General features: G+C 61.1%; 15 protein-coding genes. 12 read left to right on the top strand and 3 right to left on the bottom strand.

From position 1 onward, the window contains the following. Positions 1 to 2: 2 nt before the first annotated feature. From HMPREF9237_RS06140 to HMPREF9237_RS06130, 3 genes are all read right to left on the bottom strand, one after another. Positions 3 to 791: an SDR family NAD(P)-dependent oxidoreductase gene (locus HMPREF9237_RS06140; protein ID WP_016442869.1), complete on the bottom strand. Its 789-nt coding sequence runs from the start codon at positions 789 to 791 to the stop codon at positions 3 to 5. Between the two features lie 77 nt (positions 792 to 868). After that, entirely contained in the window at positions 869 to 1831 is a 963-nt protein-coding gene (locus HMPREF9237_RS06135) for a DMT family transporter (protein WP_016442868.1), read from the bottom strand. Between the two features lie 225 nt (positions 1832 to 2056). Then, positions 2057 to 2914, bottom strand: coding sequence for a DUF3097 family protein (locus HMPREF9237_RS06130; protein ID WP_016442867.1), 858 nt, complete (start codon positions 2912 to 2914; stop codon positions 2057 to 2059). Positions 2915 to 3046: 132 nt separating this feature from the next. On the opposite strand from HMPREF9237_RS06130, the gene hrcA reads away from it, so the two are divergent. From hrcA to HMPREF9237_RS06070, 12 genes are all read left to right on the top strand, one after another. Beyond that, positions 3047 to 4066 carry a heat-inducible transcriptional repressor HrcA gene (gene hrcA, locus HMPREF9237_RS06125; RefSeq protein ID WP_016442866.1) on the top strand — a complete coding sequence of 340 codons (1020 nt, stop codon included), beginning with the start codon at positions 3047 to 3049 and terminating at the stop codon, positions 4064 to 4066. Between the two features lie 110 nt (positions 4067 to 4176). Continuing rightward, positions 4177 to 5289 carry a molecular chaperone DnaJ gene (gene dnaJ, locus HMPREF9237_RS06120; protein WP_016442865.1) on the top strand — a complete coding sequence of 371 codons (1113 nt, stop codon included), beginning with the start codon at positions 4177 to 4179 and terminating at the stop codon, positions 5287 to 5289. Continuing rightward, positions 5286 to 6071 (top strand): 16S rRNA (uracil(1498)-N(3))-methyltransferase, encoded by a 786-nt coding sequence (locus HMPREF9237_RS06115; RefSeq protein WP_016442864.1) that lies wholly within the window; start codon positions 5286 to 5288, stop codon positions 6069 to 6071. The genes dnaJ and HMPREF9237_RS06115 overlap by 4 nt, the downstream gene beginning before the upstream one ends. A 6-nt stretch (positions 6072 to 6077) precedes the next feature. Then, positions 6078 to 7049, top strand: coding sequence for a PhoH family protein (locus HMPREF9237_RS06110; protein ID WP_016442863.1), 972 nt, complete (start codon positions 6078 to 6080; stop codon positions 7047 to 7049). Between the two features lie 97 nt (positions 7050 to 7146). Continuing rightward, complete coding sequence (ybeY, locus tag HMPREF9237_RS06105; RefSeq protein WP_016442862.1) at positions 7147 to 7632, top strand: rRNA maturation RNase YbeY; 486 nt, start codon at positions 7147 to 7149, stop codon at positions 7630 to 7632. A 6-nt stretch (positions 7633 to 7638) separates the two neighbouring features. After that, positions 7639 to 8919 carry a hemolysin family protein gene (locus HMPREF9237_RS06100; RefSeq protein WP_016442861.1) on the top strand — a complete coding sequence of 427 codons (1281 nt, stop codon included), beginning with the start codon at positions 7639 to 7641 and terminating at the stop codon, positions 8917 to 8919. A 6-nt stretch (positions 8920 to 8925) separates the two neighbouring features. Continuing rightward, positions 8926 to 9834: a GTPase Era gene (gene era, locus HMPREF9237_RS06095; RefSeq protein WP_016442860.1), complete on the top strand. Its 909-nt coding sequence runs from the start codon at positions 8926 to 8928 to the stop codon at positions 9832 to 9834. A gap of 3 nt (positions 9835 to 9837) precedes the next feature. Then, positions 9838 to 11451 (top strand): alpha/beta hydrolase family protein, encoded by a 1614-nt coding sequence (locus HMPREF9237_RS06090; protein ID WP_016442859.1) that lies wholly within the window; start codon positions 9838 to 9840, stop codon positions 11449 to 11451. Positions 11452 to 11634: 183 nt separating this feature from the next. Continuing rightward, positions 11635 to 13515, top strand: coding sequence for a 2-isopropylmalate synthase (locus HMPREF9237_RS06085; RefSeq protein ID WP_016442858.1), 1881 nt, complete (start codon positions 11635 to 11637; stop codon positions 13513 to 13515). Between the two features lie 11 nt (positions 13516 to 13526). Then, a complete protein-coding gene (gene recO, locus HMPREF9237_RS06080; protein WP_016442857.1) occupies positions 13527 to 14258 on the top strand; it encodes a DNA repair protein RecO in 732 nt (243 codons plus the stop codon). Beyond that, positions 14255 to 15157: a polyprenyl diphosphate synthase gene (gene uppS / locus HMPREF9237_RS06075; RefSeq protein ID WP_016442856.1), complete on the top strand. Its 903-nt coding sequence runs from the start codon at positions 14255 to 14257 to the stop codon at positions 15155 to 15157. The genes recO and uppS overlap by 4 nt, the downstream gene beginning before the upstream one ends. A gap of 74 nt (positions 15158 to 15231) precedes the next feature. Continuing rightward, a complete protein-coding gene (locus tag HMPREF9237_RS06070; protein ID WP_016442855.1) occupies positions 15232 to 15753 on the top strand; it encodes a YbhB/YbcL family Raf kinase inhibitor-like protein in 522 nt (173 codons plus the stop codon). The last annotated feature ends 6 nt before the right edge of the window (positions 15754 to 15759 follow it).

Below are 15759 nucleotides of genomic sequence, written 5' to 3'. Positions count from 1 at the left end.
GCTTAGCGGCCGGTGTAACCGGCATCCACGGCGATGACGGTACTCGTCACGTAAGAAGCCGCGTCGGAGAGCAACCACAGGGCCGGTTGCGCGATTTCGCGCGGGCTACCAAAACGGTTGAGTAAGGAAATCATGGGTGCGTATTCCTCACCGCTAGTTCCAAGAGCTTCTAAGGCATCATGCAACATCGGTGTATCAATAGCACCCGGGGCAATGGCGTTAACGCGGATATTATGCGGGCCGTTCTCCACTGCTGCTACCTTGGTTAGGCCAATTACTCCATGTTTGGCAGAAACATAGGCAGGATTAAATGGTTGGGGTCGAATGCCGGAAACCGAAGCGGTATTGACGATAGCACCTCCGTCGCCTTGTGCGAGGAATTGCTTAATTTCGTACTTCATGCACAGCGCCACACCTTTGAGATCGACTTTCATGAGCTTATCCCAGTAGTCTTCATCGAATTCGGAGGTGAGTGCATTATCGGGCGCAGCAGCTGCATTATTGAAAGCTCCATCCAAGCGTCCGTAGGTTTCTACCGCGGTCGCAACCATATTTTGGACGGATTCGGAATCTGAGACATCTGTACGTACCGCAATAGCTTTGCCACCAGCCTGCTTGATGGTAGCGACGGTTTCTTCAGCGCCGTCTAGATTGTAATCAGCGACGATGACCTTAGCGCCGGCTTCAGCAAAAAGAATCGATGCTTCGCGCCCGAGCCCGGAGGCTCCTCCCGTGACGATAACGCTCTTATCGGAGAGAACCGGGAAAGTGGTGACATTGTTAGTCCGCATAGCTACTCCTTCGTGATAAGGGACCTTAGTCGCAATCTATCGAAGGGTGGCTGCAGTGGTCGTCCGGCACGGAGTTTTTACGCTACGGGCCTACGCCGAATGCGTAGTGACGGCCGTTTGATGCCGAGCCGGTAGCGGCGCTTGGGTGCCCGCCCGATGAGGAAAATTCCGAGCAGCATAATAATGGCGCCCAGCCATTGCAGAGTGGAGAGCCGTTCGCCAACGAGCACCGCGGAAAAAATGATGGCGCTCAGCGGCTGAATCAAAATAAGGGTTGCGGCCACCGAAGGATTAACCAGCGGCATGCTTGCCTGGCAGAACAACCACCCCAGCACCTGGCTGGAGAGCGCAATAAGAATCATCCAGCCCCAGGAACTAGCCGAGAGCGCGAGGGTGAGGGGACCATGGGTGACAATGAGCAGCGGGGTGGACACCACCGTGGTTACCAGGCAGACGATCGCCATAGCGGTGCCCTGATGGTGCGGAGAATTAGTGCGCCCGGTGAGGACCACGTACACGGTATAGGTGAGGCCCGCGAGTGCAGAGAGGATAATGCCGCGTATCAGATCGGATCCGCCGGCGCCGTCGAGGATGCCCGAAAGCAAGAAAATCCCGCCGAGGGAAAAAGGTGCTGCCACGAAAAACATCCACGGGACCCGGTTGCGGAAGAAAATCCAGGCGACCAGAGGTACCGCGAGGGCCTGCACGTAATTGACCACCACCGCGGAAACCGACGGGCCGGCCAGCAGCACCGAAGGTGTCCACAAGGCCATATCCACCCCGAAGCACACTCCGCATACCGCGTAGAGCAGTAGATCAGTGCGCCGCATTGGCCCGTACTGGCGCCATTCATGAACCACCATGGGCAGCAGGGTAAGGAAAGCTAAGCCGAAGCGGAAGAATACAACCGTGGTGGCATTTTCTCCCGATAGCGTGATAAAGGGAGAGACAAGTCCCACGAGAACCGAAGCAACGGCGAGGGTGCCGCGCGGGGACGCAACCGCGATTTTGTCCACGAGGGAGCGGCGCTGGAGGGCCACGTGATCACAACTCCTGATAGGGGTGCAGAAGAACCGAAACAACGAGGGCAGCGGCTCCGGTCGGGACCAGATAGGCGCCACGCAGCAAGGATATACCCTGAGGGCCTCAGGATTGTAGCTAGGTTCGCGCAGCGGTTCCGGAAGGGGTGCTAATCGCGCTTATTGCCGGGATCGGAGAGGTGTAGCTTGTGGCTCCACCCGGGTGTGGGCGGGTGCTTCTTACCCCTACCGGGTGCCGGCAGCGGTGACGAAATCGATGAGTTCTTCCATGCGACCCAGCAGTGCGGGTTCAATGTCTTTATACGAATGCACGCAGGCGAGAATATGGGACCAGGCCCGGCCAATATCTTCGGGGGTTTCGTGGGGCCAACCGAGGCGGCGCAGGGTGCCGATCTTAATATCTTCCCCGCGCGGTACCTCCGGCCAGGCCCGCAAGCCCACCGCGGCCGGTTTAATAGCCTGCCACACATCAATATATGGGTGTCCTAGTACCAGTACTCCCGGGCCGGCCACCCGCGCCGCGATCCGCGATTCCTTAGAGCCGGGAACCAAGTGATCCACCAGCGCACCCAGGCGGTGCTCATTGTCAGGGGCAGTTTCCTTTACTACGGTCTCCAGATTATCCACCCCGAGTAATTCTTCGACCACTACTCCTTCGAGGGCTAGATCTTCACCCCAGATCTTGGCCACCAGTTCGGCGTCGTGCTTACCTTCCACCCAGATACGTGAGGCGCGCGCGACGCGTGCCCGTGCCTGCACGTGAAAAGAACCGGAGGCGGTCAGGAGCCGGCCGCGCGGAATCTCCACTTTCGGGACGGTGATCTCCACTGGCTCCCCCTCGATCCAATAGCCTTTGCCCAACGGGAAGGAACGGCGCACCCCGCCGCGGCCCTCCAGTTCCATCTGCCAGCGCCCTGCAACTTTCCCCACCGTGAGCACTTCGCCCACAAAACCGGAGGCCACGTCTTCAATGAGGAGGCCGGGCGCGGCCGGTACGGGGCGGGAGGGGCGGCGGTGGTCGTGCGGATCGCGAGCGAGCACGTCGTCGCCGTAGCGATCAGGCATTCCGGTAGCAGAGAACATCACGCTCTAAGGGTATGCGCTCAGGGTCCGCCCCGCGTAGAATTAGCACTCGAAGGTATAGAGTGCTGAGTGGGGTCGGGGTAAGGCTACGGGCAACGCCGCGGTTCCACGGCACGGGGAGGAAGGATACAGGTGGCGGCAGAAGATCGGCGCGGGCGCGTTCTTGAGGCGATTGTGCGCGATTACGTCACCACCCGCGAACCGGTGGGGTCCAAGGCTCTCGTGGAACGCTACGCTCTGGGAGTTTCCCCGGCCACCGTCCGCAATGATATGGCGGTCCTGGAAGAAGCCGGGCTGCTCACCCATCCGCATACCTCGGCCGGGCGCATCCCTACCGATGCTGGCTACCGGGCTTTCGTGGACTCCCTCACCACCGTCAAACCGCTCTCCCGGGCAGAACGGCGCGCTATTAGCCAAATCCTGGATGCCGCCGTGGATCTTGATGATGTGCTGGATCGCGCCGCGCGCCTGCTGTCCCACCTCACCCAGCAGGTCGCGGTTATCCAATACCCGGCCCTGGATAAAGCTCTCTTGCGCCACCTGGAACTTATTTGGCTCGGCGCTACCCGCATTCTCCTCGTGGTTATTACCAGCGCGGGGCGGGTAGAGCAGCGCGTTATTGCGGTGCCTGCACACCTGGAGGGCCTGGATGTGGATGCGGTAAGCCGGGAGGTGACCGCCCGCTGTAACGGTCAGCCGCTCACCACCGCAGTTGGAGTGCTCGCGGAGATCGCCGAGCGGAGTGAACCGGAAGTCTCCGCAGCCCTGCGTGATATTGCGGCGGCGCTCACCACCGCGGTGCATACCGGCGCGGAGGATCGCCTCACCATGGCCGGAACCGCCAATCTTTCCCGCCATTCGGTGGATTTCCTCCACTCGATTTCCCCGGTGCTGGATGCCCTGGAAGAACAGGTAGTGCTCTTGCGCCTCCTCGCCGCGATGGAAACTGATGTGGCAGTATCCATCGGAGTGGAAAATGACCATGAAAACCTGAGCGAAACGTCGGTGGTTTCCTCAAGTTACGAAGTAGCCGGGCATGAAGTGGCCCGGGTGGGCGTGGTTGGTCCTACCCGGATGGACTATCCCGGGAATATCGCGGCGGTGCGCGCCGTTGCTCACTATCTATCCGGTATTCTATCCGGGCAGTCATAAGTGCGGTGGTACCACAGCAGCTGGGAGCACGGCCTTTGAACGGGCACTCATCAGCTAGGTAGCACGCCGGGGCGCGGGCGGGCGCAGAACATAACAAAGACGGGAGAAATGTGGCTGATTTTTACGAAACCCTCGGGGTGGAACGTGATGCGAGCCAGGAGCAAATCCGCAAAGCGTACCTGCGCCTTTCGCGCAAATTACACCCGGATCACGCCGGTCCGGAAGCCGCTGAACGCTATAAGGAAGTCAATGAAGCGTATACGGTGCTTTCCAACCCGGACTCGCGCCGTCAATATGACCTGGGCGGGCGCGGCGGGGGAGCCGGAGCCGGCGGTTTTGGTTTCGATATGAACGACATCTTCTCCACCTTCTTCGGGGGAGCGGGTATGCGCGCCGGCGGCCCGACCCCGCGAGGGGAACGTGGGCGTGATGCACTTCTCGGTTTGAGCATCGAACTCTCCGACGTGGTCTTCGGTGCCCAGCGCCAGATAAGCGACTCCTTCTTCGCTGTATGCCCTACATGTGCGGGCCGCGGTTGCGCGGCCGGCTCCCAGCCGGTGACCTGCGGGGCCTGCCAAGGCCAGGGGATGGTCCAGCAAGTCACGAATTCTCTCTTCGGTCAAATGGTGACCCAGGTGCCCTGCCACACTTGCGAAGGCCACGGTACCATCATTGCCGACCCCTGCCGTCCCTGCCACGGCACCGGGCGCATCCGCCAAGAAAAAACCCTCACCGTAGATATCCCGGCTGGCATCGAGAACGGCATGCGCATCCGCCTGCGCGGCCAGGGCGATGCCGGAACCTTCGGCGCCCCGGCCGGCGATATTTTCGTGGAAATCCGGGTGGAAGAACACCCCATTTTCCAGCGGGTGGGCGATGAACTCCTCGGCGAGGTCCAGGTGCCCATGACTTTCGCGGCCCTGGGCGGCAACGTCACCATACCCACCCTGGATGGGGACCGGGAGTTGGAGATTCCCGCCGGGACCTCCTCCGGCGTAGTCCTCACCCTCAAGGGCCTGGGCGTGGCTCGCTTGCGCGGTAAGGGCCGCGGGGATATGCGGATTACCGTCGCGGTGAAAACCCCCACCGACCTGGATGAACGCCAGCGGGAACTGCTGCGCGAACTGGCTGAGCTGCGCGGGGAAAGTGTGCAGGATGCCCAGCTATCCGAGCAGGGCAAATCCTTCTTCGATAAATTGCGCGAAAGGTTGAGTTCGCTGTGACGCTCCCGCTTTTCTTCGCCGACTTCCCCGCCACCCGGCCCGGGGGCGGAGCCGGCGCCTGTCTCCGGGTGGGCCAGGAACTGAGCCTCACCGGTGAAGAAGCACGCCACGCCAGCGTGATGCGGATCCGGGTTGGCGAGGAAATCCTGCTCTCCGATGGGGAGGGCCGGCGGGCCCGCTGCACGGTGAGCGTCGTCGCCAAAAATGATGTGCGCGCCCGTGTTCAAGAAGTGAGCGCGGAGCCGAAACCGGCCGGGCCCATCACCCTGGTGCAGGCCCTCGCGAAGGGCGGCCGCGACGAACAAGCGGTGGAAACCTGCACCGAATACGGGGTGTGGGATATCGTCCCGTGGGAAGCGGCCCGCTGCGTCGCTTCTTGGAAAAATAAAGAGGAGAAGGGCCGGGCCCGCTGGCAGGCGACGGCACGCGCCGCGGCGAAACAATCACGGCGCAGCTACATTCCACGTATCCGTTCTTTAAGCACGACGGCGCAGCTGCCCCAGGCCCTTACCGGGAACACCGTGTTAATCTGTCATGAGGAAGCCGACGTTACCCTGGCTGAGGCGGTGGCCCGCGGAACGGTGAGCTTTGCGCAAGTGGCCGGACCCGTGGCCGTGATTATCGGTCCGGAAGGCGGAATCGCGCCGGAAGAGATGGAGTCGTTGCAGGCGGCGGGCGCTATCCCGGTGCTCCTGGGCGCGCATGTGCTGCGCAGCGCCTCCGCCGGGGCCTACGCCCTGGCAAGTATTGCCACCGTGCGCGCGCTGGGCGCGCTACTATAGGACGTAATGACGCACACAGAACACAGCCAGCGCACCATTGTTGTACCGGACCGAGTTTCCATGATTCAGCTGCTCGGGCATCGTGATGACGTCCTGCGGACCTTGGAAGAACGGCTGGCCCCCACCACTATTCACGTGCTTGGCCACCGGATCACCCTGACCGGCTCGGCTGCCGAGCTTGATTTTGCCGAATCACTCATCGGGGAATTAATCGACGTCGTCGCCGAAGGTGAAATCCTCACCCGGGACGCAGTCGCCCGCGCAGTTGATATTGCGCGCGCCGGCGTAGCGCATCCCACCACGCTGCTGCACACCGATATTTTATCTAACCGCGGCAAAACCATCCGGCCGAAAAGCCTGGGCCAGAAGGCGTACGTGGACGCCATCGACACCCACGATATTACTTTCGGGATCGGCCCGGCCGGCACCGGGAAAACCTATCTCGCCATGGCCAAAGCGGTGGTGGCGCTCAATGACGGGCAGGTCAAACGTATTATTTTGACGCGCCCGGCGGTGGAAGCCGGGGAATCCCTCGGCTTTTTGCCAGGATCCCTCACCGATAAAATCGATCCGTATCTGCGCCCGCTTTACGATGCCATGTATGACATGCTTGATGCCGATTCCATTCCGAAACTCATGGCCGCGGGCACCATTGAGGTGGCGCCGTTGGCATATATGCGTGGGCGCACCCTCAACGATGCTTTCGTGATTTTGGACGAGGCGCAGAACACCACACCCGAACAGATGAAGATGTTCCTCACCCGGCTCGGCTTCAACTCTAAGATGGTGGTGACAGGCGATATCACCCAGGTTGATCTCGGTGCGAATAAAGTGTCCGGATTGCAGGTGGTGCGTCGGATTCTACGTGATGTTCCGGGGATTCATTTCTCGGAGCTGAGCTCGGCGGACGTGGTGCGCCACCGCCTGGTTGCCGAAATTATCGATGCTTATGCTCGCTGGGATTCCCGGCAGCGTTAGCGCGGGTGATAGGTGTGAATAATGGCGTGCCTTGCAACTCTAGTAGCGGTAGAACTGTTTCGAGGAAATTTAGGGAACGGTTGTCAGGAAAGACCACATGATTGAAGTAAATGACGAATCGAGTTTTAGTCCGGCTCCGGATCTGGAAGAAATATCGGAGCTAGCTACCTACGTCCTCGATAAGATGCGGGTGCATCCCATGGCGGATCTATCTATCGTGCTCCTCGATGAAGATGCCATGGCGGATCTCCACGTCACGTGGATGGATCTGGAAGGTCCCACCGATGTGATGTCCTTCCCGATGGATGAGGTGCGCCCGGCCCCACCGGGTGAAGAACCGCGCCCGGGGATGCTCGGCGATATTGCGGTATGCCCGCAGGTCGCCAGCCGCCAGGCCCACGCCATGGGGCACTCCACCGCGGAAGAAATTCTCCTCCTCGTCACCCACGGGATCTTGCATCTGCTCGGCTACGACCACGCAACCCCGGAAGAAAAAGACACCATGTTTGCTTTACAACGCCAACTCCTCCTCGTGTTCCTATCGGAACGCGGGGGAGGCGATCCGCGCCCCACGGAGGTGTAAGAAAGGATGGATCACTTACCCGTGGCAGCGGGAACGCTGCCCTCCGCCCCGTTTTATATCGCCGCAGGCCTGTGCCTTCTGCTTTCCTTGTGGTGCACGGTTGTCGGCGCCGCACTCGGGCGCATGACCCGCACCGAAGCCGCGGAAATGTACGCGCATAAGGAACGCGGTTCGGCACGTGTGGTGGCAATTATGGCTCGCCGCCCAGCCGCCTCCATGGGCATCGCGGTGGTGCGGGCCCTGCTCATGGCCAGCTACGGAATCTGCTTTACTTTTGCCCTGGGAACGGATGTAGCTGCCTGGTGGCAGATCTTCCCTATTTTCTTCGGCGTGACGGTGCTTGCTCTCCTCGCTTTTGCTTTCTTCAACCCCCTGAGTTTCGGGGTGGAACGCCACCAGCGGGTACTCCGCAAAGCCACCTGGTGGCTTTCCCCGCTCACCTGGTTGCTCTCACTACTCATCAGGGAACGCGAATTTTCACCCGAAGAAGCCGAACAACGGCAAGAAGACCAGCTCGCGGTTATGGTGGAACGCGTGGCCGAATCCGAGGCCTTGGATGATGCCGAACGCGATATCCTGCAATCGCTTTTCGATATGGGGAACACCCTGGTGCGGGAGGTTATGGTCCCGCGTACCGATATGATCGCGGTGGAGGCGGATGAAACCCTCGACCGCGCCATCTCATTGTTTACTCGCTCCGGATTCTCGCGGGTGCCCGTGTACCGGGAATCCATTGATGACGTTATCGGGGTGCTCTACCTCAAGGATGTGATCCGGCGGGTGCACCGGCGCCACCAGCACGATGACCTGCGGGTGGCCGATCTGGTACGCGAACCAGTTTTCGTTCCGGAAACTAAAATTATCGATACCCTCATGCGGGAAATGCAGGCCGATCAGGTTCATATCGCCCTCGTCGTGGATGAATACGGCGGAATCGCCGGACTCGTTACCATCGAGGACCTCGTGGAAGAACTTGTGGGAGAAATTTCTGATGAACACGACCGGGCCCTCCCGGCCGTGGAAGAGCTCGAGGCGGGTAGTTTCCGCATCCCGGCGCGTATGCCCATCGATGACCTAGGTGACCTCTTCGGAATCGAATTGGAGGACGACGACGTTGATACCGCCGGCGGGCTCTTCGCCAAGAGTATCGGGCGGGTTCCCATCCGGGGAGCCGAAACCACCGTGGCGGGAATTCACATGGTTGCTGACCGTTTCGAAGGGCGCCGGCGCCGGTTATCGACTATTATCGTTGCGCGCGAAGAAACCGACGATGATGGTGAGGACTAGAACACGATGACGGTGGAGAACACAGAATTTCGGGCCGGGTTCGCCTCGGTGGTGGGCCGCCCGAACGCCGGGAAATCAACCCTCACCAATGCGATGGTGGGCAAGAAGGTAGCGATTACCAGCGCCCGCCCGGAAACCACCCGGCGTATTATTCGCGCCATTGTGACTCGGGATGCAGGTCAGGTGATTCTGGTTGATACCCCCGGGATGCACCGCCCCCGCACCCTGCTGGGTGAACGCCTGGGTGATATGGTGCGCGATTCCATCGCCGATGTAGACACCATTGTTATGTGCCTTCCCGCGAATGAAAAACTTGGGCCGGGCGATAAATACCTCCTCGATCTGGCGGTACGCGCGAAAGTCCCCATGATCGCCGCGATTACTAAAACTGATCTGGTGAGCCGCGAAGCCCTCGCGGAAAAGATCGCGGCCGTGGCGGCTTTCCACGATTTTGTGGAGATCGTACCGGTCAGCGCCGCCACGATGGACCAGGTAGAGCTCCTCACCGAGCAGATTATTAAACAGCTTCCCGTCTCCCCGCCGCTATATCCGCTGGATGCCATTACCGATGAAACCGAAGAAACCCTTATCGCGGAGCTTATCCGCGAAGCGGGCCTGGAAAAAATGCGCGAAGAACTTCCGCATTCCCTCGCGGTTACCATCGATGAAATTATTGAGGACACCGCACCTAACGGTGGCTCGCTGGTGCGCATCCATGCCTCGCTACACGTGGAACGCGATTCCCAAAAAGGGATTGTTATCGGGCGCGGGGGTGCCCGCCTGCGCCAGATTGGGCGCGATGCCCGCAAAGCCATTAAGGCGCTGCTCGGTACGCCGGTCTATCTCGATTTGCACGTGAAAGTTTCCAAAGACTGGCAGCGCGACCCGAAAATGCTGGATCGACTCGGGTTCTGATACGTGCGCCTCACCGATCTTCCCTACACCCCGCCCACCGAGAATCCGCCGCCGGGGCGCACCCTGGTGCCGGCCAGCGCAATGGACGGCACGGAACATCTAGAACACAGTGCGCGGCGGGGATGGCGGCGCTGGCTTCCCACCCATAAACGTTTCGTCACCTGGCTCATTGTGGTGCTGGCCGCCGGTCTCGTCGGGAGCGCTTTCGGCCCGGGCTGGAATCCGCAACCCATGACCGCGGCGATCGCTCCGCAAACTTCGGATACCACAATTTTCACCGGGGTTCCCACCGCGCGGCTGGGAACATACGAGGTGGCAAGTAGCACGGTCACCATCACGTTGCGGGATGGCACTCCTATTCCCGCCGTCGTCAAACGCCCGGTGGGTGCGGGACCGGTAGTACCGGGCATGCTTTTCATTCACGGTACCGGTACCTCCTCCGCGCGTGATTTCGGGCGTGAAACCGAAGCTATTGCTTCCACCGGGATTGTCACGGTGGTTCCGGAAAAACGGGTAGCGAACTATACGACGACGCATCGCGACTACCTCCAGCTCGCCGCGGATTTCGAGGATGTCTACCGCGAGATGCTTTCCTGGGATGACGTTGATGCGCGCCACTCGGGCCTGTACGCGGTATCCGAAGGCTGCTTCGTGGCACCAATTGTCGCCACCAGCGCGAGGGCGGTGAATTACGTGGCGCTTATCAGTGCGCCGGTGCTGCCGATCCGCCAGCAGGGGGCCTACGCGGCCGACGCCTATCTGCGGGAAATTCACGCGCCGGAACGCCTGCGCGCCGCCATTCCAAAACTTATCGGCCAGGATTTCGGTCCTGATACCTTCCGCTATATCGATTTTGATGCGGCTCCGTATGAGAAGCGGATGACCATGCCGGTTCTCATGCTCTACGGCACGGCTGATAATTCCATGCCGACCATCCAGGGTCCGCAGATGATGAGCGAGTACCTGGAAGAGGCCGGAAACAGCGCGCTCACGGTGCGCTATTACAAGGACGCGGATCACGGCCTCCAGATCAACCGCAGGCAGCTGTCTCGGGCAGCTATGCAGGATACCGCGGATTGGGTTAACGGTTTACCTTTTACGGCGACGGCGCAACCGCGGGTGGCCGGTGACCAACCCCGGCAGGCCTTCGTGGCACCCACCCTCACGGCCGGCGGATGGTTCACCGCCCAAACGGCGCTCTATATCGCACTGGGTGGTGTGGCCCTTCTCGGACTCAGCATTGTGCTGGTGGCGGTGTGCTGGATTCCGGTGCGCGGGCATCGACTCTCGAATTTCTCCGGATCGGGGGCAGCTCTCAATCTCGCTTCGCTTTCCGTGGTGGGTGCCTGGGCGGTCTTCCTCGTGTACCTGGTGGCCGTTGCCCATATCGCGCTCACCTACTCCCATAATCTCCTCATCGTCCAGGGCGGTTTTGCTCTTGTCCACCTGGCGGCGCTGGGTGCGGCATGGATGCACGTGCGGGCCGCTTTCCGCAGCTGGAAGGCTCGGTCCGGCATGGGGCGTATCGCGCGCGTCACCACGCTCCTCACCCTCTGCGCCCAGGCGGTCCTGCTCCTGAGCTTGGGGTACTGGAACGCCTTCCCGGCGGTACTCTAAGTCTCACATCCCGGACAAATCTGTGCGTATTCAGCTAGTTGAGGGGCTAGAGTTATCGGTATGGGTTTCTCTCGCCTTCTCCTTATGAGCCGCCGCGAGCTTATTCGGCTTCTCGCGGCGGGTTAAGCTGCGCCGTCGTTCTTAAATTTGACCGCCACACAGAGAATAAAAGGTGACCACCCCATGAAAACTTCCGGATACACGCACCGTCAGCGCCCCTCGGGCATGCCGTTCTACAAGTACCGGCCCTTCCTCGACACCAATCCGATTGCGCTGCCGGATCGTACCTGGCCCAATAACCGCATTACCAAGGCGCCACGCTGGCTCTCCACCGATCTGCGCGACGGCAACCAGGCCCTTATCGAACCGATGGATATGATCCGCAAGCGGCGGATTTTCGATCTGCTCGTCAAGATCGGCGTAAAAGAGATTGAGATTGGTTTCCCGGCCGCCTCCCAAACCGATTGGGATTTTGTGCGCTCTCTGGCGGAGGACGGTGCGGTTCCCGAAGATGTAACAGTTTCGGTTCTTACCCAGTCGCGCCCCGAACTTATTCACCGTACTATCGATGCGCTCGCCGGATTCCCGCGCGCCACCGTGCATCTATACAACGCCACTTCGCCGGTTTTCCGCGATGTAGTTTTTGGATCCTCCAAGGAAGCCATTCGTGAATTGGCCATGGCCGGAACCCGGGAAATTGTGGCCTACGCCGAAAAAGTTCTTCCGGATGATCTTATTTTCGGCTTCGAATACTCCCCGGAAATCTTCGTGGACACTGAAATTGATTACGCCCTTGACGTGTGCTCATCCGTCATGGATGTGTGGCAACCGGATGTCGAGCGCGAAATTATTATTAACCTGCCCACCACGGTGGAACGCGCCACCCCGAACGTCTACGCCGATCAAATCGAATACTTCTCCCGCCATATTCCCAAACGTGAGTACGTGGCGCTTTCCGCACATAACCACAATGATCGCGGCACCGGGGTGGCTACCACTGAATTGGCCATGCTTGCCGGTATCGACCGGGTGGAGGGCTGTCTCTTCGGGCAGGGGGAGCGCACCGGAAATGTTGATCTCATTACGGTCGCCATGAATCTTTATTCCCAGGGAATTGATCCGGAACTGGATCTTTCCGATATTGACGCCATCGTGGATGTGTGCGAAGAATGCACCGGGATTGAGGTGGGGCCGCGGGTGCCCTACGCTGGCTCACTCGTTTACACGTCCTTCTCCGGCTCCCATCAGGACGCCATTAAGAAAGGCATGCAGCGCCGGTCCGCAGATTTGGCCGCAGCCGGGGGAGACGAGCGGCAAGTTCCCTGGGCGCTGCCCTATCTTCCTATTGACCCGAAAGATGTGGGGCGCACCTACGATGCCATCGTTCGGGTTAATTCCCAGTCCGGCAAGGGCGGAGTGGCCTACCTCATGCAAACCACCCGCAACCTGGATCTGCCGCGGCGCATGCAAATCGAGCTCTCCCGCATCGTGCAGACCTGGACAGAACATACCGGAGAAGAAGTCAGTGCGGATACCCTCTGGGATATCTTCGTGGATGAATACCTCCCGCTCTCGCAAGGGTACGGGGAGCAGGAGCTTGCGTATGCTGCTGCGACGGAGCCGGCGGGCGCTACCGGAGCGAACTCGGCGGGCACGGTAGCGAAACCGGCCGGCGCGGCGGAGCTGCGCGGGGTACCGGGTAAGGCCAGCACTCCGTGGGGACGTTACCGTTTGCGCGCTCTGGAATTCACAAACCACAGCGGTGGGGTAACCGATATTAGCGCCGTCGTTGAAACTCAGGCTGACGGCGTGCAGCATAGCCTGCACGGCAGCGGCAACGGGCCCATCCACGCTTTCGTGACCGCGATGGAACAGCTCGGTGAATATATCTGTGTGCTCGACTACGCTGAACACACCCTGAGCGAAGGTACGGATGCCTCGGCTGCCGCGTATGTGGAGTGCGAGATTGATGACCAGGTGCTATGGGGCTGCGGTATTCACACCTCCACGACACGCGCCGGCCTCAAGGCGATTATCTCGGCCGTCAATCGCGCGCACCGCTAAACTGGGGGCCAGTGAAACTCTATCGGGATGAAGGAATAATCCTGCGCACGCAGGACCTGGGGGAAGCGGATCGCATCGTCACCCTGCTGGCACGCGCGCACGGTCTGGTGCGGTGCGTGGCCAAAGGGGTGCGCCGCACCCGTTCCCGATTCGGTGCGCGCCTGGAACCCTTCACCTATGTGGATGTGCAGCTCTACCGGGGGCGCAGCCTCGATATAGTCACGGAAGTGGCCACCCTCAATCCCTTCGGGCGTGCTATCGCGCCTGATTTTGAAGCTTACGCGGCCGCGAGCACCATGGTGGAAGTAGCAGAAAAACTCGGAGCGGAGGGGGAACCGGACCGGGCCCACTATCGCCTCCTTCTCGGGGCACTCAATTCCCTGGCCTCCCGCCAGCATGCCCCCTACCCGATTATGGATTCCTACCTGCTGCGCGCCATGGCGGTATCCGGGTGGGGCCTGGCGGTGACCTCCTGCGCGCTCTGTGGTAGCGGTGAGGATCTCGCTGCCTTCCACGTACAAGCCGGTGGAATGGTGTGCCGGCGATGCGCCCCGCGCGGGGCGGCCTATCCGGGGGAGGACACCCGACGGCTCCTCGCCGCGCTAGCTCGCGGGGATTGGGACGTTATTGACGCGCTCGCCGGCAGCACCGGGGAAACCGCGCACGGCTATATTTCCGCGTACGTGCAATGGTATTTGGAACGCAAGGTACGTTCCTTGCAGATCGTGAGGTCGGCATCATGACAGAAGCGCACCCGAAGCGAGCCCAGCTGGACCATCTCCCTCACCTGGAGCGGCCTACTCCGGCCCACCGGCCCGGCATCACGCCCCCGCCCCTGGGGCGGGTTCCCGAACACGTTGCTATCGTCATGGACGGCAACGGGCGCTGGGCAAATGCCCGCGGGCTGGCGCGCACCGAAGGGCATAAAGCCGGTGAGCGGTCCCTCATGGATGTGGTGGCCGGCGCCCTGGAAGTGGGAATCGCGGAGCTCTCCGTCTACGCCTTTTCTACCGAAAACTGGCGGCGTTCACCTTCTGAAGTACGGTTCCTCATGGGATTTTCCCGCGATATTATCCGCGCCAACCGCGATCAGCTCCACGAATGGGGCGTGCGGGTGCAGTGGGTGGGCCGCGAGGGCCGGCTGTGGCGTTCGGTGCTGCGTGAAATTCGCGCCGCGGAAGAACTGACCGCGGGAAATACCCGCATGGTTCTCAACCTGTGCATTAACTACGGCGGCCGCGCTGAAATCGTGGATGCGGTGCGCGCGGTAGCAGAGCGGGTAGCCAATGGCGAACTCAAAGCCGAGCGCATTAGCGAAGCAACCATTACTGCCCAGCTTTACTCCCCGCGGATGCGCGACGTCGACCTCCTTATCCGCACCGGCGGGGAATACCGCACCTCTAATTTCCTCATGTGGGAAAGTGCCTACGCAGAACTGTATTTTTCTCCGCTACCGTGGCCGGAATTCGAGCGGCGCGCCCTGTGGGATGCCTGCGCCGCCTTCGGGCAGCGCGAGAGGCGCTTCGGTGGTGCCGTCGATAAAATTGCGCCTCAAGATACCGGTACCGGTGAGGCAGGCGCGCCGCGGGGCGCGGGCGCCGTCGCCGAAAATATGCCCGAGGGTACGGGCACGGAACGCTAGACTGGGACCTAAGCGTGCCCGCCGCGCGGACGCGGCGCCCCACGCACGCATAAGCACACGCATAAGGAGCGGAAATGACCACCCACGATCCCTACGCCGGAGTGCCGGCCGGAAGCGTCGATCTTCACCTCACCTCCGATGATTTTGCGGAAGGCGAGGCCCTTCCTGAAAGTGCCACCGGGGCGGGTAGTACCCCGGGCGGCGCGGACCGCAATCCGCAACTGGGCTGGGATACCCCGCCGGAGGGCACGGTCAGCCTGCTTGTCTCCTGCTATGACCCGGATGCTCCCACGCCGTCGGGCTACTGGCACTGGACGGTAGCGAATCTGCCCGCCGATACCGCTGAAATTGCGGCCGGCGGTTCCGGTGAGCTTCCGGCACCTGCCCTCACTTTGAAGAACGACGGCGGAACTCCGAGTTTCCAGGGTGCCGCCCCGCCGGCCGGCCACGGCCCGCACCGCTATATTTTCGCGGTGCTCGCCCTCGACACCGTTTTGGATATCGATGCGGAAACCCGGCCCGCGGTGGCGTACTTCCTGGCCCGCGAACACGTGCTCGGCCGCGGCCTACTCACCGGCACCTGGGAAAATAACTAAGGAAAA

This window comes from Actinotignum schaalii FB123-CNA-2 (genome assembly GCF_000411135.1).
In the GTDB taxonomy this organism is placed as follows: domain Bacteria; phylum Actinomycetota; class Actinomycetes; order Actinomycetales; family Actinomycetaceae; genus Actinotignum; species Actinotignum schaalii_A.
This window is presented reverse-complemented; position numbering and strand designations above follow the sequence as displayed.

Coding starts and splice junctions, on each gene's coding strand:
- HMPREF9237_RS06140 (WP_016442869.1), bottom strand. CDS start 791: ATGCGGACTAACAATGTCACCACTTTCCCGGTTCTCTCCGATAAGAGC.
- HMPREF9237_RS06130 (WP_016442867.1), bottom strand. CDS start 2,914: ATGTTCTCTGCTACCGGAATGCCTGATCGCTACGGCGACGACGTGCTC.
- HMPREF9237_RS06110 (WP_016442863.1), top strand. CDS start 6,078: ATGACGCACACAGAACACAGCCAGCGCACCATTGTTGTACCGGACCGA.
- ybeY (WP_016442862.1), top strand. CDS start 7,147: ATGATTGAAGTAAATGACGAATCGAGTTTTAGTCCGGCTCCGGATCTG.
- HMPREF9237_RS06100 (WP_016442861.1), top strand. CDS start 7,639: ATGGATCACTTACCCGTGGCAGCGGGAACGCTGCCCTCCGCCCCGTTT.
- era (WP_016442860.1), top strand. CDS start 8,926: ATGACGGTGGAGAACACAGAATTTCGGGCCGGGTTCGCCTCGGTGGTG.
- HMPREF9237_RS06085 (WP_016442858.1), top strand. CDS start 11,635: ATGAAAACTTCCGGATACACGCACCGTCAGCGCCCCTCGGGCATGCCG.
- uppS (WP_016442856.1), top strand. CDS start 14,255: ATGACAGAAGCGCACCCGAAGCGAGCCCAGCTGGACCATCTCCCTCAC.
- HMPREF9237_RS06070 (WP_016442855.1), top strand. CDS start 15,232: ATGACCACCCACGATCCCTACGCCGGAGTGCCGGCCGGAAGCGTCGAT.